General features: G+C 57.5%; 17 protein-coding genes and 7 pseudogenes. 14 read left to right on the forward strand and 10 right to left on the reverse strand.

Annotated features, from left to right (window positions below):
- Nucleotides 1-41: 41 nt before the first annotated feature.
- Nucleotides 42-1,298, reverse strand: coding sequence for a class I SAM-dependent methyltransferase (locus ACFWYE_RS01725; RefSeq protein WP_379070227.1), 1,257 nt, complete (start codon nucleotides 1,296-1,298; stop codon nucleotides 42-44).
- Between the two features lie 291 nt (nucleotides 1,299-1,589).
- On the opposite strand from ACFWYE_RS01725, the gene ACFWYE_RS01730 reads away from it, so the two are divergent.
- The 3 genes from ACFWYE_RS01730 to ACFWYE_RS01740 all read left to right on the forward strand — a co-directional run bounded on the left by ACFWYE_RS01730 (nucleotide 1,590) and on the right by ACFWYE_RS01740 (nucleotide 3,925).
- Nucleotides 1,590-1,718, forward strand: a complete 129-nt coding sequence (locus ACFWYE_RS01730; protein ID WP_379070229.1) for a hypothetical protein — start codon at nucleotides 1,590-1,592, stop codon at nucleotides 1,716-1,718.
- A 137-nt stretch (nucleotides 1,719-1,855) separates the two neighbouring features.
- Nucleotides 1,856-2,143, forward strand: a complete 288-nt coding sequence (locus ACFWYE_RS01735; RefSeq protein ID WP_379109192.1) for a Dabb family protein — start codon at nucleotides 1,856-1,858, stop codon at nucleotides 2,141-2,143.
- Nucleotides 2,144-2,665: 522 nt separating this feature from the next.
- Nucleotides 2,666-3,925, forward strand: coding sequence for a tyrosine-type recombinase/integrase (locus tag ACFWYE_RS01740; protein ID WP_379109193.1), 1,260 nt, complete (start codon nucleotides 2,666-2,668; stop codon nucleotides 3,923-3,925).
- A gap of 93 nt (nucleotides 3,926-4,018) precedes the next feature.
- Here ACFWYE_RS01740 and ACFWYE_RS01745 read toward each other — a convergent pair whose 3' ends face one another.
- The gene (locus ACFWYE_RS01745) at nucleotides 4,019-4,561 is read right to left on the reverse strand and encodes a multiprotein-bridging factor 1 family protein (RefSeq protein WP_379109194.1); all 543 of its coding nucleotides are present in this window, start codon (nucleotides 4,559-4,561) and stop codon (nucleotides 4,019-4,021) included.
- Between ACFWYE_RS01745 and ACFWYE_RS01750 the strand changes: the two are divergent.
- A pseudogene (locus ACFWYE_RS01750) lies at nucleotides 4,464-5,554 on the forward strand (IS3 family transposase). The gene ACFWYE_RS01745 and the pseudogene ACFWYE_RS01750 overlap by 98 nt on opposite strands.
- A 52-nt stretch (nucleotides 5,555-5,606) precedes the next feature.
- On the opposite strand, the pseudogene ACFWYE_RS01755 reads toward ACFWYE_RS01750, so the two are convergent.
- Nucleotides 5,607-6,556: pseudogene (locus ACFWYE_RS01755) on the reverse strand (IS110 family transposase); the annotation flags it as partial.
- Nucleotides 6,557-7,354: 798 nt separating this feature from the next.
- Between ACFWYE_RS01755 and ACFWYE_RS01760 the strand changes: the two are divergent.
- The 9 genes from ACFWYE_RS01760 to ACFWYE_RS01800 all read left to right on the forward strand — a co-directional run bounded on the left by ACFWYE_RS01760 (nucleotide 7,355) and on the right by ACFWYE_RS01800 (nucleotide 18,807).
- Nucleotides 7,355-8,875, forward strand: coding sequence for a phosphomannomutase/phosphoglucomutase (locus tag ACFWYE_RS01760; RefSeq protein ID WP_379109196.1), 1,521 nt, complete (start codon nucleotides 7,355-7,357; stop codon nucleotides 8,873-8,875).
- Between the two features lie 18 nt (nucleotides 8,876-8,893).
- On the forward strand, nucleotides 8,894-11,134 hold the full coding sequence (locus ACFWYE_RS01765; protein WP_379109198.1) for an AGE family epimerase/isomerase: 2,241 nt from the start codon (nucleotides 8,894-8,896) through the stop codon (nucleotides 11,132-11,134).
- Nucleotides 11,135-11,437: 303 nt separating this feature from the next.
- Nucleotides 11,438-11,698: a helix-turn-helix domain-containing protein gene (locus tag ACFWYE_RS01770; RefSeq protein WP_379109200.1), complete on the forward strand. Its 261-nt coding sequence runs from the start codon at nucleotides 11,438-11,440 to the stop codon at nucleotides 11,696-11,698.
- 41 nt (nucleotides 11,699-11,739) lie between these two features.
- Nucleotides 11,740-12,321 carry a winged helix-turn-helix domain-containing protein gene (locus ACFWYE_RS01775; RefSeq protein ID WP_379109202.1) on the forward strand — a complete coding sequence of 194 codons (582 nt, stop codon included), beginning with the start codon at nucleotides 11,740-11,742 and terminating at the stop codon, nucleotides 12,319-12,321.
- A gap of 215 nt (nucleotides 12,322-12,536) precedes the next feature.
- Nucleotides 12,537-13,238, forward strand: coding sequence for an outer membrane protein (locus ACFWYE_RS01780; protein ID WP_379109204.1), 702 nt, complete (start codon nucleotides 12,537-12,539; stop codon nucleotides 13,236-13,238).
- Nucleotides 13,239-13,312: 74 nt separating this feature from the next.
- Nucleotides 13,313-14,497, forward strand: coding sequence for a Hint domain-containing protein (locus ACFWYE_RS01785; RefSeq protein WP_379109206.1), 1,185 nt, complete (start codon nucleotides 13,313-13,315; stop codon nucleotides 14,495-14,497).
- A gap of 164 nt (nucleotides 14,498-14,661) precedes the next feature.
- Entirely contained in the window at nucleotides 14,662-16,986 is a 2,325-nt protein-coding gene (locus ACFWYE_RS01790; RefSeq protein WP_379109207.1) for a glycosyltransferase family 4 protein, read from the forward strand.
- Nucleotides 16,964-17,944: a hypothetical protein gene (locus ACFWYE_RS01795; protein WP_379109209.1), complete on the forward strand. Its 981-nt coding sequence runs from the start codon at nucleotides 16,964-16,966 to the stop codon at nucleotides 17,942-17,944. The genes ACFWYE_RS01790 and ACFWYE_RS01795 overlap by 23 nt, the downstream gene beginning before the upstream one ends.
- Before the next feature lie 101 nt (nucleotides 17,945-18,045).
- Nucleotides 18,046-18,807: a tetratricopeptide repeat protein gene (locus tag ACFWYE_RS01800; protein WP_379109211.1), complete on the forward strand. Its 762-nt coding sequence runs from the start codon at nucleotides 18,046-18,048 to the stop codon at nucleotides 18,805-18,807.
- Between the two features lie 74 nt (nucleotides 18,808-18,881).
- Here ACFWYE_RS01800 and ACFWYE_RS01805 read toward each other — a convergent pair.
- From ACFWYE_RS01805 to ACFWYE_RS01835, 7 genes and pseudogenes are all read right to left on the reverse strand, one after another.
- A pseudogene (locus ACFWYE_RS01805) lies at nucleotides 18,882-19,321 on the reverse strand (DDE-type integrase/transposase/recombinase); the annotation flags it as partial.
- 21 nt (nucleotides 19,322-19,342) lie between these two features.
- Nucleotides 19,343-20,876: pseudogene (gene tnpC, locus ACFWYE_RS01810) on the reverse strand (IS66 family transposase).
- A gap of 67 nt (nucleotides 20,877-20,943) precedes the next feature.
- A complete protein-coding gene (gene tnpB, locus ACFWYE_RS01815; RefSeq protein WP_379109213.1) occupies nucleotides 20,944-21,192 on the reverse strand; it encodes an IS66 family insertion sequence element accessory protein TnpB in 249 nt (82 codons plus the stop codon).
- Between the two features lie 197 nt (nucleotides 21,193-21,389).
- Nucleotides 21,390-22,430, reverse strand: a pseudogene (locus ACFWYE_RS01820) (IS110 family transposase).
- A 78-nt stretch (nucleotides 22,431-22,508) separates the two neighbouring features.
- Complete coding sequence (gene tnpB, locus ACFWYE_RS01825) at nucleotides 22,509-22,673, reverse strand: IS66 family insertion sequence element accessory protein TnpB (RefSeq protein ID WP_379109215.1); 165 nt, start codon at nucleotides 22,671-22,673, stop codon at nucleotides 22,509-22,511.
- A gap of 34 nt (nucleotides 22,674-22,707) precedes the next feature.
- Complete coding sequence (locus ACFWYE_RS01830) at nucleotides 22,708-23,124, reverse strand: transposase (RefSeq protein ID WP_379109217.1); 417 nt, start codon at nucleotides 23,122-23,124, stop codon at nucleotides 22,708-22,710.
- Nucleotides 23,125-23,200: 76 nt separating this feature from the next.
- Nucleotides 23,201-23,604: pseudogene (locus ACFWYE_RS01835) on the reverse strand (IS481 family transposase); the annotation flags it as partial.
- Between the two features lie 114 nt (nucleotides 23,605-23,718).
- Between ACFWYE_RS01835 and ACFWYE_RS01840 the strand changes: the two are divergent.
- A pseudogene (locus ACFWYE_RS01840) lies at nucleotides 23,719-24,029 on the forward strand (transposase domain-containing protein); the annotation flags it as partial.
- Between the last annotated feature and the right edge of the window lie 66 nt (nucleotides 24,030-24,095).

The raw sequence follows: 24,095 nt of genomic DNA on the forward strand, positions 1-24,095 counted from the left end.
CACTTTTCCTGGAATTGCCGTGGTGGCCGTGGCCGCGCAACTCAGGCCTTGTAGATGACTTGGCGCACGTCGATGTAGCTCGAGCGAAAGCCCGCCTCGCAGTAGTGGAGGTAGAATTCCCAGAGCTTCTTGAAACGATCGTCGAAGCCGAGCGGAACGATCCGCTCCCAGGACGCCCAGAAACGCTGGCGCCATTCCGCCAGGGTGCGAGCGTAATCCTGCGCAAAGACGCGCTCGGCCAGGTAGGCGAGACCATGGTCGGCGCCGAGTGATTTCAGGATTGCCGGAGTGGGCAGCATGCCGCCCGGAAAGACGTAGCGCTGGATGAAATCCGGCCGGGCGCGATAGGTCTTGTAGGCGGCCTCGTTGATGGTGATGATCTGGAAGCCGGCGGTGCCGCCGGGCTTCAGGCACTCCTTCACCTTGCCGAAGAAGGTCGGCCAGTATTTTTCGCCGACCGCCTCGAACATTTCGATCGAAGCGATGCGGTCGTACTTGCCGGTTTCGTCGCGATAATCCTGCAGCTTGATGTCGACCTTGTCGGCCAACCCGGCCCGCTGGATGCGGGCCTTGGCGAAATCATGCTGCTCGCGGCTGATGGTGAGGCCGGTGACGCGGCAGCCGATCTCGCGCGCGGCAAATTCGGCAAAGCCGCCCCAGCCGCAGCCGATCTCGAGGACATGATCCTGTGTGCCGATGCCGATGTCCTTGGCAAGTGCACGGTATTTCGCGGCCTGCGCACTTTCGAGATCGTTGGCACCGGTCGAATAAAGCGCCGACGAATAGGTCATGCTCGGATCGAGCCAGTTCTGATAGAAGGCATTGCCGAGGTCGTAATGGGCGGAAATGTTGCGTTTCGAGCCGGTGCGGGTGTTCTCGTTCAGCCAGTGACGGATGCGCTGCACGGTGTTGACGATCCAGCTGGCACCGCCGGCCACCGTTTCTCCGGTTTCCGTATTCACCACGAACAGCTCCAGGAAGCTCGTCACGTCGGGGCTTTCCCAATCGCCGTCGATATAGGATTCAGCGACGCCTATGGTGCCGCCGGTAAAGGCGCGATTGGGCAGGCGCCAGTTGTTCAGCACCAGTTCGGCGTTCGGACCCGGCGCCTTGCCCTCCACCAGGACGGCACGCCCGTCGGGCATGCGAACCTTGAGCGAGCCGCGCGGCATGGCCATCGCGGCCTTGAAAACCATGCGTGCCTTGGCCGGCAGTCCTTTGACGATTTCGGCGAAATTGCGCTCGTCGAGACGGACGGCGTCCGTCATCGGGGGCGCAGTTCGGTGGTTCTTGTTCATAATTTCCCCTCCTGTTCAGAAGCAACTCCCTCTGCCGCTCCTGATCGGACCCATCTGCTGCTGCGCCATGCATCGCACGGCGCGGATTTCCTCTCCCGAAAACAACAAAACGGCGCGCCCGGTCGGGCCCGTCCGCTTGATGATGAATCCATTGATGATTTTCTATCGTGTCGTGGCTGCTGGCAAGAGGCAGGAACGGGACCCGGTTGGGGCAATCAAGGGCTGGGCTGATGCCGCAGGGGAGTGGTCGAAGTTATGATTGTGGTAATCGAAATCGCCTAGTCTGCACCCATGCGCCTCGTCATCGTCATCGCCGCGATCGCCTTCTTCCTGATCTGGGACGGCCTCTACAATCAGGGCCGCTACCTTGATGCAGGAACAAAAAGCGTCAAACACGCGGTCGCCTACGTCACCGGCTGATCCTCCGGATCGGGCCGGCCTGCCGCGACAACCTGCCGGTTGACGCCAGTCCGTGGCTGGCCCAGAAGCTGCTGATCTCAAGGAGCGCACCATCCCGCCCGGGCAACGCTGCGCGAGCAAGGTGCAGGGAGGCTGGCTTGATCCGGCACATCGTATTCTTCAGCGTTCGGCCCGGCGAAGACGTCGAAAAGGTCCGCGACGGCCTGCTCGCTTTGGGGCAGATTCCCCACTCGCGCCTGTTCGAAGTAACGCTCAACTCCAAGGTCGACCCGATGTGCGACAAGATCGACATCGTCGTCTATGCCGAGTTCGAGGATGCTGCCGCGCTCGCCGCCTACAAGGCGCATCCGGTGTATTCGGCAACGACCAACAAGGTACGGCCGATGCGTGAACTGCGTTTCTCGGCGGATGTCGTGGCGGGGTAGGCGGTTGGCCCTCCCGGCGGATCAGCGTCGGTAAGCCTTTGACAGCCGATTAGAGGATCCAGCAACAGGGGATCGCGCTGCAGACCATGATCTGCGTCGGACGACCACCTGTATTACCAGGATGCCCTACCGTCTTCGTCATGTGTTTGAAAAACTTGGCTCCCCGGGCCGGATTCGAACCAGCGACCAACCGGTTAACAGAGGTTTTCCGTTGAGTTTCTATGCATCGTCTTGCGACAACCTGAAACACCACAAGCTTATGTAATTCAACGAATTTGTTTATCCCCTGCGTCTCGATTCGTAGCATCGCATCTCGACAAAGCGCGCGGATTTCTGTAGATCATTGTGTAGATCACGCGAACCGGTTGGTCGGGGGGCGGATGCCGCAAGTCGAGCTTACGGACAAACTCTGCCAGTCTGCGAAGGTGACGTCTGGCCGAAAGATGGACTACTTTGACACGCTCGTAAAAGGACTCGTCTTGCGTGCGTCGGCAGGCGGGACGAAGTCCTGGTATCTAGTCTATGGCCCCCCGGGCGAAGCGCCAATGGCTGAAACTCGGCTCCTATCCGGAGATATCGCTTGGTGGTGATAGGGGAGCCCGCCAGCGCGCGCGGGATGCTCGCGCCAAGGTAGGGGATGGAGGCGACCCGGTCGCCGACAAGAAGTCGCTGGCGGCTTCCCAGACCGTTGCCGAGCTAGTCGACAACTACATCAAGCGCCACGCCTCGACGAAGCGCTCAAGCGGCGAGATATCTCGCCGCCTTCGCAAGAATGTTTCCGGCCGTGACGTCGACGGCAAGAAGTTGGAGAAGCCCTCGGCGGGTTGTATTGGCGACGTCAAGGTTTCTGAGTTGCATCGCCGCGATATCACGAAGGCAATCGACGCCGTGAAGGACCGGGGTGCCGACGTTGAGGCGAACAGGCTCTTCGAAGACGTTCGCGCCATGATTCGATGGGCTAGAGGCCGGGGCGATCTTGAGCAGAATCTCGTCGAGGGCATGCGCAAGCCCACTGAAACAGTTGAACGCGATCGCGTGCTATCTGCCGACGACATCAAATCTACGTGGGAAGCCTTAGCACACGCGAATATGCGGGAATCGACGCGGCGCGTCATCCGCTTGTGTCTTGTCACCGCACAGCGCGTAGGCGAGGTCTGCGGGATGACGGTTGACGAACTCGACCTCGACGCCTCCGTGTGGACTATTCCGCCGATACGTTCAAAAAACAAGCGCGAGCATGCGGTCCCTCTATCGCCAATGGCCGTTAAGATCATTCGCGACCAACTTGCCGACGTGGAGGCGCTTGCCGAGCGTAAGGGTCGGGCGATACCCGCATTTGTCTTCCCTGGACCTGGAGCCCGTGCGCCTGTGACCGGTGCCGCGATCGCTAAGGCGATCAAGCGTGAAGAGATCATGAAGCGCCAAAAAGCGACGATCTTGGGCGTTGAGCCTTGGACCTCACACGACCTTCGTAGATCGGCGGCAACGCACATGGAAGAGCTCGGCATCTCGCCTTTCATTATAGGCCACGTTTTGAATCACGTAAGCGCGACGAAGGCTAACATCACCAGCCGCGTTTATGCGCGCTACGATTACATGAGAGAAAAGCGAGAAGCACTCGCTCTTTGGGCTGATCGGGTGGCCGAAATTGTCAGCCAGGTCGCTCAGATTGCTCCGCGCGGCTCGATGGGCGTATCGCAACGGGGATCCGCTCAAACGCGCCCCCGAATTCAAGTACTCGAACGAGCGAAAGAGGGTGATCGTCGAAGCCCTGGTGGTTGATCGTGATCACCCTAACTACCATCGCGTCGCGTCGAGTGATTGTCAGCGAATTGACTCGCTGTACCTTGATCAAAGGACGCGACGTCACCGAGCCTACATGCTTTCGGAACGCCGTGACAAGCGCACACCGACACCACCGCCACTTAGGGATGAACTCGATGCCAGCATTCTCAAGCGTTTTTGGAGGAGGTATCGCGTTCCAGTTTGAGGAACAGAGCGGTCGTTTTCGAAATTGCGAATGGTAATAGCACTCGTGCCGGAGCGGGCGGCGAGATCCTCTTGCGTCCATTTCAATAGCGCTCTTGCGGCGCGACATTGAGAAGAATCCATGCCGCAAACTGGTGATAGGCTTTGACGGCCCGCCTCCACGCACCAGCTATCGGCATGCCCGAGACGGCATCGAATGACCTGCCACTGAACCTTCATCCAGCGGCGATTAGAGCCTCGTCCGTTTGTGATCTGAACCCCGAAAACTGGATCGCTCGGAACTGGAGTTTTCCGCGGTAACATCCCCTGGCTGGAAGAGGAGCGGAGAACGATGAAGGCATCGAAGTTTTCGGACGCGCAGAAGGCGTTCATTTTGAAGCAGGGCGCGGATGGGATTCCGGTTGCGGAGATATGTCGCCGGGCCGGCATACTACTTCAATTGGAAAAAGAAATATGACGGTCTGCTGCCGACCGAGATGAAGCGGCTGAAACAGCTCGAGGATGAGAACGCCAAGCTGAGGAAGCTTGTCGCCGACCTGTCTCTGGACAAGGAGATGCTGCAGGACGTGATCCGCCGAAAACTGTGAGGCCTGGTCGCAAACGCGAGCTGGTGGCGGAGACGTGCGCTGATTGGAATGTGTCGATCCGGCGCGCCTGCCGGGTTCTGGAGTTCGACACCTCGACCTATCACTACAAGTCCCGCCGCCGCGATCAGGCCGGCATCGAGGCTCGGATCAAGGAAATCTGTGCGACGCGGGTCTGCTACGGCTACCGGCGCGTCCATGTGTTGCTCAAGCGCGAGGGCTGGGATGTCAACATGAAGCGAACCTACCGGATTTACAGGGACTTGGGGCTCCAACTGAGGAACAAGACGCCGAAGCGGCGGGTGAAGGCGAAGCCGCGGGAGGATCGCCAGGACGCAGCCGGTCCGAATGACGTTTGGGCGATGGACTTCGTCCACGACCAGCTTGCGACCGGAAAGAAGATCCGTGTGCTGACGGTCGTCGATACGTTCTCGCGCTATGTGCCTGTGCTCGATCCGCGCTTCAGTTATCGGGCCGAGGACGTGGTCAGGACACTGGAATAGGTCTGCCCGCGGATCGGCTACCCGAAGACGATCCGCGTCGACCAAGGCTCGAGTTTGTCTCCCGCGATCTCGATCTATGGGCCTACACCAAGGGTGTGACGCTCGACTTCTCAAGGCCGGGAAAGCCAACCGACAATGCCTACATCGAAGCCTTCAACGGCCGCTTCAGGGCGGAGTGCTTGAACGCCCACTGGTTCCTGACGCTTGCAGACACGGCCGAAAAGATGGAGGATTGGCGCAGATACTACAACGAGGATCGCCCACACGGTGCGATCGGGCACAAGGTCCCGATCTCGTTGATCAATCCCGATGGCGCCGCCAGCCCGCCATCGTGACAAAGGCCGGAAACTCCACCTTCCGGCGATCCAAACAATGGGTTCAGAGCACCAATGCAACGATGGCCTTTTTGGCTCCATGTCGTTTGGCGACATTCATCGCCCACGCTTTTAGCCACGACCATTTCTTGACGCGGATCAACAGGACCTGCGCCGCTTCATAAAGAAGCCCACACAGCATGCCATCGCCGCACAACGAGACATGACCTATCCGACTGCTCTCGCCCGACTGTTTGAGTACAGGCGTCAGCCCCAGCACAGCCCCCACCGCTCGCGAATGGCGAAAGCGGGACGGAATGTCGATCGTCGAGGTATAGGCGAGCGCGACAATCGGTCCGACTCCTGGCATCGTCATCAACTGCCGGCAGACCGGATCGACCCTGGCCTCCTCACGGACCTTGCGTTCGAGTTTGAAGAACTGCTCGCGCAGCTTTTGTCTGGCAGTGAGCAACGGCTCGATGATTTCCGTCAGGTCGGGAACTGCTTCAACGAGCTCGCGTATCCTCTCATCGAACTTGAATGCTCGAATCGTTCCGACCTTCAGCCCAAAATTGCGCAAAAGCCCACGTATATCGTTTTCTATGGCGATAGCCTTTTCCTGCAACAGCTTGCGAGCCGTCAGCAAAGCGCGGCGCTTCTGGCTCGTGAGCGTCTTAACGTGCACGTCCTTGAACAGACCGACCCGCATCATTTGTGCAATACCGCGCGCATCGTTGCGATCGCTCTTGTTCGGCTGTTGAGCTTTCAAGAACGCTTTTGTGTGTCGTGTCTCGATACAGACTACCGCGTATCCAGCCTTCGCCAGCCCCTCGAACAGCCACTGAGACAGCGGACCGGTTCGAGCCCGATCCGTTCAAAGTGGAATGCGGGGTTGCTCAGGACTGCCACCAGGTCGTCCGGGTGCGTCACAACCTTTTTCTCCCGGCAGAGTTTTCCGTTTTCATCGACAATGCAAACGCTCGTTTCTTTGACAGAGACGTCGAGACCCGCATAATACTTCATGCTGCGCTTCACCTTTCTGATGTACGTGGCTGTTTCGTTCAGACCACGTTTTATCATCAGCTTGGCGCAGCACCTTCCTTCCATTCCGGTCGACGAAGATGGGGCACGAAGCCGATTACCCCATCTGGGTTGCGTATGCTCGTCCTGCTTCCCGCTGGTTATAGGTGCATGCCTATACTTATCGACCTACGCTGACTGTCCAGTCAAAACAGGGTGCATTCCACCCGATTATATCCCATTTGCCATTTCTGAATCATGTTGGAATTTAAAAATATAACTATATTGATCCCGTTGAGATATGATTTTTTAATCATTGGACTGTCATCAATCTAGGATATTCTAAGTAGTCGCCTTTGTTTGACGCGCGGCCGGTGTAGTGATTTCTGGTGCCGGTCGGTTCTGCGACGGTTGTCGATCCCTTCGGAGGGATGTCGTGAGCGTAGGTTTGGCTTGTTTTGGGATTGGACATCGTATTGTCCACGATGGGGCAGTCGTTTTTACGGTACCTAGTGCTTGTGCCAGATTAGCTTGGGCGGTCTCTAGTTTAGTTTCGGTTTTGAGTTGGCAGCGTTGCTCGTCCCGTCAAGGTTTAGGCACCGCAAGAGCCTTGACTGCTAACGAGAAAGACATCTGGCGGACCAGTGAGCCGCAATCACGATGCCCTCGCGGATCTGTGGCGGGAAGGGTATCGGGGTTCCCTGCTGTTGCTGCTCAGCCGCGTAAGTACTGTATGCGTGTTGTGATGGGGAACGAAATGCAGGGCTTTCACTCGCTCCCCATTTTCCGGAGATTTCTTTCATGACGTTGAAGCCTGTTGGCGATGCCAGGCCGAACACCTTTGCCTTCGAGACTACCGCGCTGGTGAAACCTGGCGGTTTTCGCGAATATGACGTGCGCTGGTGGTTTGGCCATCCCGCGTCGGCCAGAGAACCCGAACTCAATTTGATGGGCGCGCAGGCGCTTGGTATGGGGTTAGGGACGTTGATACGCCGATGCGGCGCCGGGCCGGACATCATTGTCGGTCACGATTTCCGCAGCTATTCAATTGCCATCAAGCTGTCGATGGTGTCCGGCCTGATGGCCGCTGGCGCCCGCGTGAAAGATATCGGCCTCGCACTATCGCCTATGGCCTATTTCGCTCAGTTCGCGCTCGATACACCATCCGTCGCTATGGTGACGGCATCTCACAACGAAAATGGCTGGACCGGCGTTAAAATGGGCGCAGAGCGCCCGATGACGTTCGGTCCGAAGGAGATTAGTGCGCTGAAAGAAATTGTACTTGCTGGCGATTTTGATCTCGTCGGCAGCGGCTCTTACGAATTTGTCGCGGATTTCCGCAAAGTCTATCTCGAGGACCTAACAGTCGGCAAAAAACTGAAGCGCAGGCTGAAGGTGGTTTGCGCCTGTGGCAATGGCACCGCTGGCGCGTTTGCGCCAGAGATACTGGAGGCGATTGGATGCGAGGTCATCCCGCTCGACACTGAACTCGACCACAATTTTCCTCGCTACAATCCCAATCCAGAAGATATGGCAATGCTGTATGCCATCCGCAAAAAGGTTCTGGAAACCTGCGCCGATGTCGGCTTGGGGTTTGACGGCGACGGCGACCGCTGCGGCGTCGTCGATAACGAAGGTAACGAGATTTTTGCAGATAAAGTCGGTGTTTTGCTGGCGCGTGATATCTCGGCCTTGCACGCAAATGCCCAGTTTGTCGTCGATGTAAAGTCGACCGGCTTGTTTAATACCGACACAGTGCTGAAAGCGAATGGTGCAAAAACTGACTACTGGAAGACAGGCCATTCCTATATCAAGCGTCGTATTGTTGAACTCGGCGCGATTGCCGGCTTCGAAAAATCCGGGCACTTCTTCTTCAATCGACCACTAGGCCGCGGCTATGATGACGGGCTGATGACAGCTATCGCTGTTTGCGAGATGCTGGACCGCAACCCACAACATAATATGGCTGATCTCTACCGCAACCTGCCTCCGACCTATGGTACTCCGACGATGTCGCCGCATTGTCGCGACGAGGTGAAATACGGCGTGGTTGAAAGGGTCACGGCGGATTTCCAGGAGATGAAGGCGCATGGCAAGGCGCTTGCCGGTCAGAAGATTGCTGAACTGGTGACCACCAACGGCGTACGTGTCGTCGCTCAAGATGGTACCTGGGGGCTCGTGCGGGCGTCATCAAATAAGCCGGAGTTGGTGGTCGTGGTTGAGAGCCCGGTGTCGTCGGAACGCCGGCGCGAAATGTTTGAGGCAGTTGACGCTGTGCTACGCAAAAGCTCCGAAGTCGGTGCTTACAACCAGACATTCTGACCGGCAACGAGGGGACGTATGGCAGAACGAATCGTAAGTTTCGTCATGAGCGGGGGCGTCGGCGCTAGGCTCTGGCCGTTGTCGCGCGAGGACAATCCGAAACAGTTCCATGACCTGTCCGGCGACGGCTCTATGCTGGTGAAAACGCTACGTAGACTGAAGGCGAGACAGGCCGCCGAAACGCCAATCTATCTCATCGCCTCGGAGCGTCATGCCGACCGAGTGCGCACGGATATCGCCTCGCTGGATTTGAATGGCGGTGGCGCAATTTTTGAACCCGTCGGCCGCAACACTGCTGCCGCGGTCGCGGTCGCGACCTTGCAGTCCATCTCAGCCTATGGCGAAGACGTGCTGGTGCTAGTGGTGCCGTCCGATCACGAGATTTCGACCGATCGTCAATTCTGGCAGACCATCGAAAAGGGTGCAACCGCAGCGGCTGAAGGCCGGCTTGTGGTATTTGGCATCAAGCCAACGCAGCCGGAAATTGGCTTCGGTTACATCGAGGTTGCGCCAGGTGAATGCGACGTTTGCATGGTCTCGCGCTTCGTCGAAAAGCCTAACCTTGAGACGGCGGAATCATATCTCACCGCCGGCACCTTTTTTTGGAACACCGGTATCTTCCTGTTTCGTGCCGGTTCGATGCGCGAGGCATTCCAACAATTCACACCGGAAATTTGGCAGACCACCGCGGAAGCGTTCGGCAGGGCGGTCCGCGAGGTCTCCGGTCTCTATATGTCGCTCGAACTCTATTCCGCGATACCATCGATTTCCATCGACTATGCGATCGTAGAGCGGATCTCCAATATAGCCATGGTACCGGCAGGTTTTCGCTGGAACGATCTTGGCTCCTGGCAATCGTTGCTCGATGTCAGCCCCTCCGACAAGAAAGGCAATGTTGTGGTGGGCGATGTCCTCGCCATCGACTGCGAGCATTCCTACATTCGCAGCGAAGGGCGGCTACTCTCCGTGATTGGGATGAAAGATGTCGCCATCGTATCGACGCCAGACGCCACCTTCGTCGCACCGGTCAGCCACAGTCAAAATGTCAAAAAGATCGTCGAGCAACTGGAAAAGAGTGGTCGACTGGAAACCAAATTCACACCTGCGCACGATCGAGCTATCGTCAGCGGTGGCTGGCGTAGGCGAGTCGGTCACTGGCTGTTCGAAGAAACCCTGCCACTATGGTCGACCGCCGGCGTTGACGAGGTGCATGGCGGCTTTCACGAAGCGCTGGGGTTTGATGGGCGCGCGTTGAAAAAGCCGAAGCGTATGCGCACCATGGCGCGCCAGATTTATGCCTTCGCCGTGGCCAAGGAGCGTGGCTGGACAGGCCCCGCCGAGCAGCTGATTGACCATGGCATCGCCTTCATGGCCAACAAGGGCCGTACCGATCGTGGCGGTTGGGTGCGCATGTTGAATATTGATGGCTCTGTGGCTGATCCAGTGGAAGACGCGTACGATCATTCATGCGTGCTTTTGGCGCTGGCGCACGCCTATCGGGTCGGCCACAAGAGTGCGCTGTCGCTCGCTGAGGAAACTTTCCGTTTTCTCGATGGGTATCTTGAAGATGCTCGTTTGACTGGTTTCTTGGAGACGCCGAACGGGGAGGGGATGCGACGCTCCAATCCACACATGCATTTGTTGGAAGCTTTTCTTGCCTGGCACACGGTAACCGGTGACCGCGCCTATCTGCGTCGCGCTTCCCGCATCATAGATTTGTTCCGCTGCCATTTTTTCAATCCTGAAAGCTGGACGCTGGGTGAATTCTTTGACCGTGACTGGAAGCCCATTGCGGGTATCGGGGGCGATTGGACCGAGCCCGGCCACCATTTCGAATGGGCCTCACTACTCGTGGACTTCGCCTGCAAAAGTGGTCAGAAGGATTTGATCGTTTTCGCCCGCAAGCTCTACGCCTCGGCCATCACCAACGGATTGAACCGCGCCACTGGTCTTGCCTACGGCGCGGTGTCTAGGCAGGGCTTGCCACTAGAGGGTATCTCGCGCAGCTGGCCGCAGTCGGAAGCCATTAAGGCCGCCATCGCGCTCGACGGTACCAGCGGTCCAGATCTGAAACCGGAAGTCGAGGCGCGCGTCGGGCGCTTGTTCCGATGGCACATTGACCCAGCGCCCCGGGGCCTGTGGATCGACCAGATCGACGAACGTGGCCGGTCGCTCGCTACCGAAGTTCCCGCCTCGATCTTCTATCACTTGGTCTCCGCGCTGACGCAGTATCTGGACGGCACGGAAGAGTTATCGTGAGCCGTGTTGGCCTTCATGAACAAGGTGGTAAGAAAGTTCCGCTGGCCGCGAGTTCGACGCGAGCTTCTTAAAGCCGCCGACGGTACCCCTCGAACTTCGTCGGCGTGCCAGATGCAGTTCGGATGATAGATGCCATCGCCAGTAATCGCAGCTGGGCCACCTGACCGCCGGCTTCCCGCTCTTGAGTTGGCGCGTCGGTCCTTGGTTATACGCAGAATTCCGGCTGCGATCTGCTAGCATCATACCAACGGCCTGCCGAAATGACTCGACCGAGTTCGTAAGCTGACGCTCGCTTGATTCAAGGTGGCGGGGAGGGCATTTCGCAATGCCAAAACCGTTGAGATCAAGCCGCGCCACACGCCGTCGCAGTTTCGCCGCCTGTCCGCTTCGACAAAGGATGCGATCCTGTGCCGTCTGTCGATCGCGGCAGTGCTTCACGGAATGAGCCGTGCGGAGGCTGCCCAGATCGGCGAGATCGATCGACAGACGCTACGTTACTGGGCGCACCGCTTCAACGTGTATGTCCAGGTCGGGCTGAAGCAGAACCGCCGCCGGGAAACCTAAGGCGGCTGTCGATCACGCAGCAGGCTGAACTTACCGGGATCGTGGAAGCCGACCTGACCCCCGCTATCTATGGCGTGGTGCGCTGGCGTCGCACCGACCTTCAGCGTGTGATGGAGGAGCGCTTCGCTGTCGGATATCACGAGCGCACCATCGGCAAGCTGTTCAAGGCTCCCGGCTTTTCGCGCATCAGCGCCAAGCTGAATCAACCAAGCAGGACGGCGAGCTCACTCAGGCGTTCAAAAAACTACTTCGTGCACGCTTGGCGCGCACCTCGCGGCGTGACGCATAAGAAGAAAATCGAGATATGGTTCGAGGGTGGGGCGCACAAAAGCCAGAAGATGGCCTCGTTCGGCTGTGGGCGCGCCGCGGCACACGGCCTACCTTTTCGGTGCGATCCGGTAGTGCGCGGAACAGGGGCCGCACTGGCGTTGCCCTTCGCCGACACAGACGCATGCCGTCATCTCGACGAGATCGCGCTGCGCGTCGCCAGGGGGATAAACTGTACGAACGAAAAACACCAGTGCCGCCAACAAATCAGCCGCGATTGGAGTCCAAATCGGCTGCACCTTAATAAGACTCGCAATTCGATGTGCGCCCAGCAATACAAATCCGTGGATTTTTAGTCTGTTGCGTGGGGCAGTGGCGCAATTTCGACGGGGGTAGATTTTGCCAAAATCATTCGCGCAATTTATCAATACTGATTACGACACAAGTATGCCGATAGCGTCATATCTTATTGATTTATATGGAGCTTTCTGTATTTACACGAAGCAAAAGGTTCCTATCATGGCTTTTGTTTGATGCGGTCATAGGCCTCGATATGGGAACTCATAAAGGTATGCGAGACATGCTCAAAATATTATGGCCAGCGGTCTTTTCTTTCTCAATCGGCATGACGAGCGTGGCTTTTGCCGCGGATCTTATGACGGATAATAGTCCTCCGGAACCGGCGCTGAAGCCGGTGTTCTCCTGGACAGGTTTCTACGCCGGCGTAAGTGTCGGAGGTGGTTTTGGTGGCAACGACGAGGTCGGCCTTCGTTCGAGCGGAGTATTCTTGGGATCTTTCGGCACGATGGAAGGCAGCGGTTTTATCGGTGGCGGTCAGATTGGCTATAACCAAGAAATTGGTGGCAATTGGGTTGTCGGTCTGGAAACCGATTTCCAAGGTGCCAACATTAAGGACTCTGTCGTCCGGGGCGGGGTACATTCATCGTCCAAGATCAACTGGTTCGGTACGGTCAGACCTCGGGTCGGCTATATCTACGGCAGCACTTTGCTCTATGGCACCGGTGGTTTGGCCTATGGTAATATCGCTTACAGGATTGATGTCGGCGGCATAAGCGCGTTCGATGCAAGCAAGACTAAGGCCGGATGGACGCTTGGAGGCGGCATCGAGCATGCCTTCACCGATCACATCAGTGCCAAGCTCGAATATCAATACGTAGATTTTGGAAAATACACCATAAGCGGTACGGGCTTATCGACCGAAGCTACGCCCGATTTCCATAGTGTTCGGGTCGGCCTCAATTACAAGTTCTAGAGACTAACAACAATTGAGACACGCGGCATCCGCTGTCGTGAAGGGTGTGGATTATCTCATGAAAGGATAATGCAATGTCTCTTGTAAATATCGGACTATTGAATAACGGTACAACGACAATCAATTCGCAAAACTGGAATAGTACGAATACGTTGGAGTTGAACCTTGTCTCCAACGGTACCCTGATCGTCGACGGTGTCGATGTCAAGCTGACTAACATTCTGGGCGGCAGCATCGTCTCGAGCACTACAATTCAAGTGGTCAACGGCGCGAACTTGGTCGTGGATGCAACGGTTGCCGATCTCTCCGTCGGATCGAACGTCACATATGGGATAGGCCAAAACACGAGCGTCACGGTTAATACGGGACTTCTTAATGTCGGCTTGCTGAATGCCACTACGATCAACTTCGCCAATGCTGGGGGGACAGGCTTGTTTAAGCTCGACCCGGGAGGGTTAAGCCTCAATCTATCGGCCCCCCCAAAAGTGCTTAACGTCCAAGCAGGCAACCGGATCGAAGTGGTCGGTTCATCCAGCGTCACCCAGATCGGAAATACGGTGACTTTCTTCGGCGGACCGCTTGGTATCTTGCCGCTTGCTTCGTACACCATTCCCGCCGGTGTTACATACTCATACCAAAACAGCACAGATACGCTGACTTTCACCAGCTGTTTCCTGCGCGGTACGCGCATCAAAACGCCCGAGGGCGAGGTTGCTGTCGAAGAATTGAAGGTCGGTGATCTTGTAATCGCGCTCAATAGTGGTGTCGTTCCCATCAAGTGGGTCGGGCGTCGTAGGCTCGATCCGAAATCGATCGAAAAACCGAGAGACAGTCTTCCAATCCGCGTCAGGGCGAGCGCAATCGCGGAGAACGTTCCGAGTAGGGATCTCTACGTCTCTCCCGACCATTGCATGTTTTTGGAAAAGTCGCTTATCCCGGCGAAACTCCTCATCAATGGAGCAACGGTTACACAGGAGGTGGTACTTACGATATTCGAATATTACCACATCGAACTCGATTGCCACGACGTTATTTTGGCGGAAGGAGCGCAAACCGAGACTTATCTCGATCTTGGTGGCCGCAATGCGTTTCACGATCCTGGTGTTTTGCGCTTTGGCTCAACCCAAGTCACACGTAGCTGGAACGATTGGTGTTATCCGCCAGTCTATGCTGGAGATGTGCTCGATCGGGCTCGGGCTACGTTGGCCAGACAGGCGGAAGCACTTGGTTATGCCATAGCTGAAGCAAAAGCTTCATAGAAACCGGCTGCACGGCAAACGGATGATTTTTCGCTTGCCTGTGATGCGGGCAAGTTGGCATGTAAGTCAAAAAATCGCAGTTCGTATCTCTTTCGAGAACCGCTGGCTTAGTTGCAATTACTTAATTCACTCATTTCCGGCTACAAGGGCTCAGGGTTCCGTGAATGGATCATAGTGATTTCATTTCACCTTATTCGCTCGACATTTGCCAAATCGACGAAAACTCGTTGATTAAAATGTTCTGCGGCAAAACTGTTTTTTTTGACGGTGTGTTTAAGGGGAACTACAGCCTCGCTATCGTCAATCGGCATCTCGCAAACGCACTGATTGATATTGGAGTCGATCTCACTTGCCACACTTCAGAACAAGGCTGGCAGGTTGATCCTGAATTGGATGTTGCCACCTCCGTCAAGCTGCGGATGTGCGAAACCTATCCTGCTACTGGCGAACAATTCGATATCCATTTGCGCAACACATGGCCGCCGGCAACTCACAATATGGTTGGCCGGGTTAATGCGTATGTCAGCTTTGCCTGGGAAGAACTGGAATTCCCACAACATCTCGTTGACCGTTTTAATCGTGACCTTGACCTTGTTATGGTGACGTCCAATTTCGTCAAACAAGCGTTCGTTCAGTCGGGTGTTTCGATTCCGATCGAAGTTATTGGTAATGGTTGCGATCATGTCAGCGATGAAGCAGGCCTTTCGCCATCTCTGTTACCTCCACACCCCCGCAAACGTATTTTGCATGTCTCCTCATGTTTCCCCCGTAAAGGTATCGATGTTCTTCTAGATGCCTATTCACAGACCTTTCGGAAGGAGGACCCCGTCGAACTCGTGATCAAGACTTTTCCGAACCCGGACAATGTTCTCGCTGCGGCGATGGTAGAGAGAGCCACGCGCCTGGCCGCTGCGCCACCGGTTACAGTTCTCGATACGTATTGTGATAACGAACAACTGCTGGTGCTGTATCGCACGGCAGCAATGATCGTAGCGCCGAGCAGGGGTGAAGGTTTCGCTCTGCCGCTGGTTGAGGCAATGCGCCTCAGCGTTCCTGTGGTCACAACGAATTACGGTGGCCAGCTCGATTTCTGCGGACCTGATACAGCATGGCTCGTCGGCTACCATTTGGCAGCATCACAGGCCCATGTTGCGGGGTCGCTCAGTCTATGGGCAGAGCCGTCGGTCGACGAACTGGGCGTGCAGATGCGAGCCGTGCTTGATTCACCAGACGAAGCCCAGGCCCGCTGCACACGGGCACGCAGGCGGCTTGCTGCCCATTTTACTTGGCGAGACGTCGCGCGCCGCGTGCTCGCTGCCTTGCAGAAATCATCCGCTACGTCTGCCGCGCCAAGACGCGATTGGAGTATAGACCTGATATCGTCGTGGCAACAGCAATGCGGAATTGCTACCTATTCACAACATCTTTATGGAACGTTGCCGTTCTCGGGTAGACTGGCGCATATTTTCGCCCGCCGAATTCTGAACGATGGGCTTTCGGATATCTCAGATAGTATCTCAACGGAACTGAAATGCCTCAGCGTATCGCGAATCTGGGGCTATGATCTGGCCGCACTCCAGTGCCTTATCAGGCAAGTTGAACATGGACGAGGCAACGTCCTGTGGATTCAACATCATCCAGGTCATTTCTCCACGCGCGACATGGAAATGCTTACGCAGGGGTTTGCAAAGTACAGACATCGCTTACGCGTCATCACCATGCACAGCGTCAAAGAAGCGATGCGCGGCGGTTCTTTGCAATGGACGAGGGCGTTTGATTTGGTTTTTGTCCATTCTGCCGAGGATGCAGAACTGCTGGCGGCCACCGGGCACCATAACCCCATTGTTATTCCGCATGGTGTGCTTCCGGAGTCGGGGAATACTCCACGGCCGGATCCGGATCATTTCACGATTGGCTCCTTTGGCTTCCTCATGCCTCACAAGAATGTCGATCAGCTGGTGCTGGCGTTTGCACAGGCTCGCGCCTACGAACCGCGGCTGCGGCTGAAACTTTTGAATTGTGTGCTCCCCAATGAAACGTCACGCACAGCTAGGGCAACTCTTGAAAACTTGATTAAGCACTTGTCGCTATCGGACAGTATTTCGGCGCGCTTCGATTTCGTACCAGAGGACAAGCTTCGGCACGAACTGGCGGGCTGTAATCTTCTTGCCTTTCTTTATGGTCCTTCGACTGAAACAGCTACGGGAGCCGCGCGGATCGCAATGGCAGCCAACCGTCCGATGCTGTGTTCACGTTCACCGGTGCTGCGTGACATGTGGCCACTCAGCCATGTTGTAAGGAGCACTGACGTTGGATGCATTGCCGAAGCATTGCTGAGCCTCGCGCAGAGTCCGGAACTTCTGACCCTTCGCGACGTCGACCGCCGCCGGGCATCGCAATGGTATTCCTATTCGCGGATAGCCGCACGGCATGTCGCGGCAATCGAACAGATTCTGGAAGGAAAAGATGACTGTCGTCGAGTTGCATGAACCACTGCTTCATGCCCTGCCGAACGATATCTTCTCCTATCCGGCGGAAAGTTTCGTTGAAGCTTGGGCTGCGGCGCTTGATCTTACGGAGAACGAGTTGCCCATGGCAGATCGTCTTGATCTAGCGAATGCAATACGCAAAGGAACCAGCCGTCTAAGGATCATCGATGCACTCGGAGCGCGTACCGCGACTGTGCCGGCAAAATTGTACCGCAATACGGCCATGCACGTCCTCACGCGTAAGCCCGATCAATTCTCGGTCATCGAAAGTTTCACGCAATTTGCGCCGGAAAATGATGCTGCTTTCCTCCAATACATTTTTACGCAAATCTGCGATCGAGATCCGAGCGCTGGAGAGCGGCTGAGCCTCGAGTTCGATCTGCGTCGCGGCGTGGCGACGCGTTCAGAAGTCGTGAAACGGGTTGTTGCTAGTGCGCATCGCGACGGCACCACAGTGCTCTGGGATACGCTTCAACCGACCCGAGAAATAGAAAAGGCGCAAAGCGCTGACCCAACGGATGCACGTATTATGCCCGCCGGGCTCGTTGTCGATAAAAACGGGCAAGAAACGCTGGTTTTTGTTCGCGAAGTGGAAAATGTTGGCTGGATGATCGGCCCCGATCTTCTGCGCCAACCGCTTAGCATCTCCGACAATGGCTGGAATGTGTATCCTGGGTGGTTGATTGTCGGCCCAAAGCGGAGTTTCACAGAAGGCCTATGGTTGCTTAGTCTTGATCTGGTTCAGGAGAAGAACGCGGAAATCGACGTGGAAATCGTGGCGAATTCCGGTCTCGACATTCTGCAGAGTCTGACGATCGTGGGGTCGTTTTCTGGCACTGTTTGTGTCGGTATAGAGCACGAGCATCGATTCATCGAACTGCGCATACGTGTCCACGAACGAAACTCCAAAAGCAGGTGGCTGAGGCCCCGCAACATCGCAATGCAGCGCGCTTCATGATCCAGAGTGCTCGTGTGCCGTTTAATTTCCTGCGCTCAATTGCCTTTCGGATCAACTCAAACGTGTATTCACGCTGGAGGCAAACTGAGCAGGAAGCTTCGATGAACATGATCATCGAAGCCGATGCAGCTCGCGATCGAAGCGACTGGGCCCGTGCCGCGCACTGTTACGCCAAAGCTTTGGAAGATGAGCCACAGCGGACAGCTCTGCTTGTTCAGTTTGGGCACGCTTCCAAAGAACTCGGAGATTTCGAGAAGGCGCGGCTAGCCTATCTGAAATTTCTCGACTCTCACTCAGACGATTGGGACGTTTATCTGCAGCTCGGTCATCTTTTCAACAAGATGAACGACCCGAAAACAGCACTCGAATGGTATGAGCAGGCGGAGCGTCTTGCCCCAGGCAACAACGATGTTTTATATCACGCAAATACCACTCGGATGCGCATTTCTCGACGTGAGATCGAGGAAATGCGGCAAAGCGCGCTTGAGATGGTGACGGCGGGGCGCTGGCACGAAGCGCGGGATTTGTTGCGCGAACTCGTTGGCAGCGGCGAAACGGATCTTATTGCCATATTCGCGAACGTGACGAAGGAGGCGGGCGACTTCAGTGAGGCTCTGAAACTCTATGAAGCCTATCGCAGCTATGCCAAAGCTGTTGAACCGAATTCTCTCGTCGACGTCGAAATCCAGGTTGGCCATCTCTACAAGGCGATGCATGATTTCAGTGCCGCGTTGCGGCAATACATCCGCGCACGCACCATGGAATTCGAGTTGCGAGATCATGTAGCGCCAGAATCTATCTGCGAGCGCGAAATCCGCGCATGTATGCGTGAGATCTACACTTGTTTCTGGATTGAGGACTAACAGCTCAAAGCAGCCCGCAGTGTATGCCTCCGGTGAGAGCCACCTCACCGACAGAGGCGGACATACGGTCTTACGTTGTACCCATCAAGGAAGGCAGCAAGGTGATTTTCGAGCTGATGGTGGGTTTCGTAGTGATATCGCCGGACGGTTGCCTCCTTCAGCGTTCGGTTCATCCTTTCGACCTGACCGTTGGTACATAGATGGTTGGCTTGGTGAGGCGGTGTTCGATGCCGTGTCCCCAGCAGGTTCGGTCGAAAGGGTGGCCGCGCCAGCGCGCGGTAGGGCCGTCCCGGTTCTTGGGTAGGTCGGCGAACTGGATGCCGTTGTCGGTGAGCACGGTGTGGATCTTGTAGGGAACGGCTTCGACCAATTCGTTGAGGAAAGCTCTGGCTGTGACGGTGGTCGCCTTCTGCATCAGCCGAGCAATGGCAAATTTCGAGGTGCGGTCCCCCGCTACGAAGAGATAGAGCCTACCTTCCTCGGTTCGGACTTCGGCGATGTCGATGTGGATGTGGAAATAGCGTAAGCGATGTTCTCAGGCCACTGCGCTGAGTTCGGCAGCGCGGATGTAGGCCCACGGCAGGAGATCGTCGATCTGGCTGTTTGGGTGGCCGTTGATGATCCGGGTGAGGATGTCGGTGAGATAGCCGAGCGGCTCGACACCGTTGAGTTTGCAGGTTTCGATCAGCGAAGCGACGAAGGCCCAGTGCTCAGCGCCGCCGTCCGATCCGGCAAAGAGTGCATTCTTGCGGTTTAGCGCAGTAGGACGGATCGAGCGTTCAACAGTGTTGCTATCGATCTCGATGCGGCCATCGTTGAGGAAGCGCGAGAGGCCTTCCCAGCGCGACAGCGTGTATCGGATCGCCTCGGCGAGCTTTGTCTTCTGGCTGATCAGCCCGAGCTTCTCGCGCAGCCAGGGCTCGAGAGCGACGGTGATCGGCAGGCTCTTTTCCTGGCGCACGGCACGACGCTGCTCGGCCGACCGTCCACGGATGTCGTCTTCGATGCGATAAAAGTTCGGCGATCCGTCTCAGCGCCTCGCTGGCGGTCGGCGCGGAACCGGCCGCGGCGAGTTCATAGAAGCGCCTACGCACGTGCGCCCAGCAGAAGGCGAGCGTCACGCCGCTGTTGTCGGCGAGCACGCGATAGCCGCCATAGCCGTCGACCTGCAGGATTCCTGTGAAGCCCGCCAGATGAGCGATCGGGCGCTCGGCCTTTCGGTCCGGCGCATAGACATAAGCGACGCCCGGCGGGTCGTTCCCCTGCCATGGCCGATCATCACGCGCATAAGCCCAGAGCTGGCCTGTCTTGGTCTTGCCGCGACCGGGATCGAGTACCGGCGCAGTGGTCTCGTCGGAGAACAGCTTCGGCGAGGACTTCAGCTTCGCCAGCAGCCGTTCATGAATCGGACGCAGGTGCCAGGCGGCGCGGCCGACCCAGTCGGCGAGTGTCGAGCGATCAAGATTGATGCCCTGCCGGGCGTAGATCTGCGCCTGGCGATAGAGCGGCAGGTGATCGGCATATTTGGAGACCAGCACCTGCGCGACGGTGGCCTCGGTCGGCAGCCCGCCTTCGATCAGCCGGGCGGGCGCCGGAGCCTGAACGATCACGTCCTCGCAGGCACGGCAGGCATATTTGGGCCGGCGCACGACGATCACACGCAGTTGCGCCGGAACGATGTCGAGCCGCTCGCTTACGTCCTCGCCGATCCGATGCAAGTCATTGCGGCAGCACGGGCAGGCATGGTCCTCGATGTCGCCCCCCATCTCCGTACGTGGCAGATGGGGTGGCAACACGCCGCGGTTCGCCCGACGCTCGGTGACACGCGCCTGACGCTCCATGGGAGCAGCCTGTTCGGTCTCCTCCTCGCCGGCGGCCTCGATCTGCTCGGCCTCTTCGAGCCCTAGCAGCAACTGATCCTCGGGAAGCGTCTCCGCACGACGGCCGAAGGGATGACGCTGCAATTCCTTAATGATCTGGATCAGGCGAGCATTCTCGACGTCGCGCGCCAGGACCATCGCCTTCAGCGCGTCCGGATCGTCGGGAAGCTGGTCAGCCGTCATCGCCATGAGTGGATCAGACCATATTCGCCGACAGCCCGGGAGCGGAATCCAGGCTGATTCACTTCGTCGCGGGTCAGCCGGCCTGAGCTGGACCGCGGGTCCGGCGCGCCTCATGGACGCGCCGCCAGTCGAGACCTTCGAGCAGCGCAGAGAACTGCGCCGCCGTCAGCCGCATCACGCCGTCCTGAACCTTTGGCCAGCGGAACTCCCCGTCCTCCAGGGGCGTGGCATAGAGGCAGACGCCGGTGCCGTCCCATGTTTGGACGGCCTCCGTTTTGCAAGAGCTGAGATGGCCGACAGCATGCGGATCGCTTGCGGTCATGTATTCGGCCTCCAGTGTGCGATGCGTAGCCGCACGGGCCTTGATGGAATCCGCGAACTGACACCCCATCAAAAGAGCGGACTCGAAGTCCTCTCGGACGGACGGGCTTTATCAGTCACGGTCACGACCGTTTGCCATCATTCAACTTCAGTCTTGCAATGCGATTACGGCTCCTGGCGCTTTCGAAGCGGTCTGCTTTACGCGACGGTTCGCAGGACCGCTGGAATGAAGTTTACCTTCCGCACCATAATCGCCCACGCGATCCTGGCTGTTTTGTTGGCCATCGCCGTGGCGACCACGTTAGTCGGTTTGCGCTCCAGAAGGTTCGCGAGCCAGGCCGAGGTGCCGGTGGGACGTGACCGCGCCCAGCGCAGGGTTGATCGATTGCCGACGATCAAAAGCTTTCTTAAATACGGGTTTCCCCGCTTGCTGATCGGCCCGAGACGATCCTTCCCACCGCTTGAATGTTGCCGCGGCACGAGGCCGAGCCACGCTGCAAACTGGCGCCCCGATTTGAAGTGCTAGGGGTCGCTGACCGCTGCAATGAGTGCAGTCGCAATGATCGGTCCAATCCCGGGAATTGTCGCGAGTCTTTTGCTCATCGGACTCTCCCGATGCCAGGCCAAAATGCGCGCGTCGAGTACCTTGATGCGGGCCTCGAGATCCTGGAGTTGGCAATGAAGTACTTCAACGACCTCCTTCACAAGTTGAGGAAGCGTCCTGTACACGTCGTCCGTCACGGCGTATGCGGCCTTCAGGGCGTTATGCATGCCTTGCGCAGAGATGATCCCAAACTCCGCCAGATGCGATCGCAAAGCCACCGATACGTTGGTTCGCTGGCGAATGAGAAGATCGCGCGATTTGTGAAGCATGCCCAATGCTTGCTGCTCGCGACTCTTCACCGGCACAAACCGCATCGAGGGTCGGGCCGCTGCTTCGCAAATTGCTTCGGCATCAGCAGCATCGTTTTTGTTCGTTTTGACGAATGGCTTCACATACTGCGGTGCGATCAACTTTACGTCGTGGCCCATTGCAATGAATTCGCGCGCCCAATGATGCGCGGTCGCGCACGCTTCCAATATCACTGTGCAGGGTGGAATCTCTGGAATGATATCCAAGAGTGCTGATCTGCGTACCCGTTTCTGCAGCACCGATCGTCCGGCCGCGTCGGTGGCATGTATCTGGAACACGTGCTTGGCGATGTCGATGCCGACCATCGCGATCTGGTCGCTTGTCATGTTGAACACCTCTCTCTCCAGCAGCCAGCCAGCCTGGCTCGTCAGCGTCGCAGCTGGGGGCGGAGGCCGTCCATCCCATCAGAAGATCAGCTTGATCCGGTCCGTGTGTTTGGCGCGGAAGACGTAGATCGCGCCGCTGAACGGATCGGCGTCCATCGTCTCGCGCACCAGGGCCGTCAAGCCCTCCGCACCCTTGCGGAAGTCCACCGGCTTCGTCGCGACCATGACCTTGACCGCACCCATCGGCCCGATCACGACGTCGCCTTCAGCGCGCGGATCACCGCCGCGACCGTCTTGGCGTCGGCGCCACGGCCGACACGCATGGCGACGCCGTCGATCTCCAGCTCGATAACGCCGGCGTCGCGGGCGGCTTTCCGTTTGCGTTGTGGCTGCTGTTTCCGCGTCGGTTCCAGCTTCGGAGCCGCACCACTGCCGGCACGAACAACGGTTCCGGTGCCAGCGTCTCCGCCAACGGTACACGAGCAGCCCGACGCCAGGCGAACAACTGCTGCGGGGACAATGCATACCGCCGGGCCACGGCACTCACGGTCTCGCCGGCATCGTAACTTTCCGCCACGATCCGGGCTTTCTCTTCCGGCAGCCATTCGCACCGCCGACCGGAACCCGTGAACACCTCGAAACGGCGCGCGGGCTCAAGATCGCTGGATTTAAGCGTAAGCTCTGAAATCGTCACGTGTCGAACCCCTCAAAGGCTCCGAACATCGTTCCTCACGACCACGCGCGAAAGGTGCCACCAGAACAGCGCTTACGAAATAGCCAATCGGGTAGCGCTTGAAGGGTTGTTTGGCCGACTTCTCGCCCGCGACTTTGGGCAAGCGGCTGATCCCATGGCGCTGAAAGCAGCGATGCAAGGACGAACGCGTCAAGTGCGGGATCGTCGCTTGCAGCGCATAGAGACAGTCATCCAGAGGCAGCAGCGTATGCTTGCGAAAGGCGATGACCATCGCCCTTCATCAACCGTCAGAACGGTGGAGCATACAATCTTCGGACCCATCGGTGCATCGTGGACGAAGGCCCGCTTGCGCCACTTGGCAACGGTCTTCTGATTTAAACCGTGCTGCGTTGCGAGTTCTTTGAGCGGAGCCTTCGATCGCTGTATTGCCGCTCGAATGGCGTGCGTGGTCGTGGCGCTGCCGTGGAGTATCTGTCCCATAATTTGTCCCTGAATGAAGGGACAGCTTGACTGATTCCCCACACTCCGGGACTAAACATCTAGACACCTAGGATTACCCCTGGGACTTCCGACGTTCGCCCTCAGCCTACAAGGCGGCTCTCACCGGAGGGGTACGTCGCACAGCCGATCGACTACATGTTCAAGCGCCGGAATGGCTTCACACGCTTCCTCGGAGACCGGTGCGTCTGCATAATGAGCAATGCGGCCGAACTGGCGCTGGGCGGCCTGGCTCTCGCCAGAAAGCCCTGACTCTTCGCCGGCTCCCAACGCGCCGCCGTCATGTAGACGTTGATCGCGACCGCCCGCCTCAACGAAGTTGACTGCAGGCTTGGCTCGCCGACGTGCTCGCCCACATCGCCGATACGCCGCAGAGCCGGCTAGGCGATCTCCTGCCATGGAAATGACGCCGACTCACCGTCACGGTGAAAGCAGCCTGACCGCGGCCCTCATCGGACGCTTACCCCGCAGTC

The sequence above is a fragment of the Mesorhizobium sp. NPDC059025 genome (assembly GCF_042739655.1).
In the GTDB taxonomy this organism is placed as follows: domain Bacteria; phylum Pseudomonadota; class Alphaproteobacteria; order Rhizobiales; family Rhizobiaceae; genus Mesorhizobium.

Coding starts and splice junctions, on each gene's coding strand:
- tnpB (WP_379109213.1), bottom strand. CDS start 21,192: ATGACCGCAAGCGATCCGCATGCTGTCGGCCATCTCAGCTCTTGCAAA.
- ACFWYE_RS01760 (WP_379109196.1), top strand. CDS start 7,355: ATGACGTTGAAGCCTGTTGGCGATGCCAGGCCGAACACCTTTGCCTTC.
- ACFWYE_RS01790 (WP_379109207.1), top strand. CDS start 14,662: ATGGATCATAGTGATTTCATTTCACCTTATTCGCTCGACATTTGCCAA.
- ACFWYE_RS01725 (WP_379070227.1), bottom strand. CDS start 1,298: ATGAACAAGAACCACCGAACTGCGCCCCCGATGACGGACGCCGTCCGT.
- ACFWYE_RS01745 (WP_379109194.1), bottom strand. CDS start 4,561: ATGCCGGCCCGGCGACATATCTCCGCAACCGGAATCCCATCCGCGCCC.
- ACFWYE_RS01800 (WP_379109211.1), top strand. CDS start 18,046: ATGAACATGATCATCGAAGCCGATGCAGCTCGCGATCGAAGCGACTGG.
- ACFWYE_RS01780 (WP_379109204.1), top strand. CDS start 12,537: ATGCGAGACATGCTCAAAATATTATGGCCAGCGGTCTTTTCTTTCTCA.
- ACFWYE_RS01795 (WP_379109209.1), top strand. CDS start 16,964: ATGACTGTCGTCGAGTTGCATGAACCACTGCTTCATGCCCTGCCGAAC.
- ACFWYE_RS01765 (WP_379109198.1), top strand. CDS start 8,894: ATGGCAGAACGAATCGTAAGTTTCGTCATGAGCGGGGGCGTCGGCGCT.
- tnpB (WP_379109215.1), bottom strand. CDS start 22,673: ATGGGTGCGGTCAAGGTCATGGTCGCGACGAAGCCGGTGGACTTCCGC.
- ACFWYE_RS01785 (WP_379109206.1), top strand. CDS start 13,313: ATGTCTCTTGTAAATATCGGACTATTGAATAACGGTACAACGACAATC.
- ACFWYE_RS01730 (WP_379070229.1), top strand. CDS start 1,590: ATGCGCCTCGTCATCGTCATCGCCGCGATCGCCTTCTTCCTGATCTGG.
- ACFWYE_RS01740 (WP_379109193.1), top strand. CDS start 2,666: ATGGCCCCCCGGGCGAAGCGCCAATGGCTGAAACTCGGCTCCTATCCG.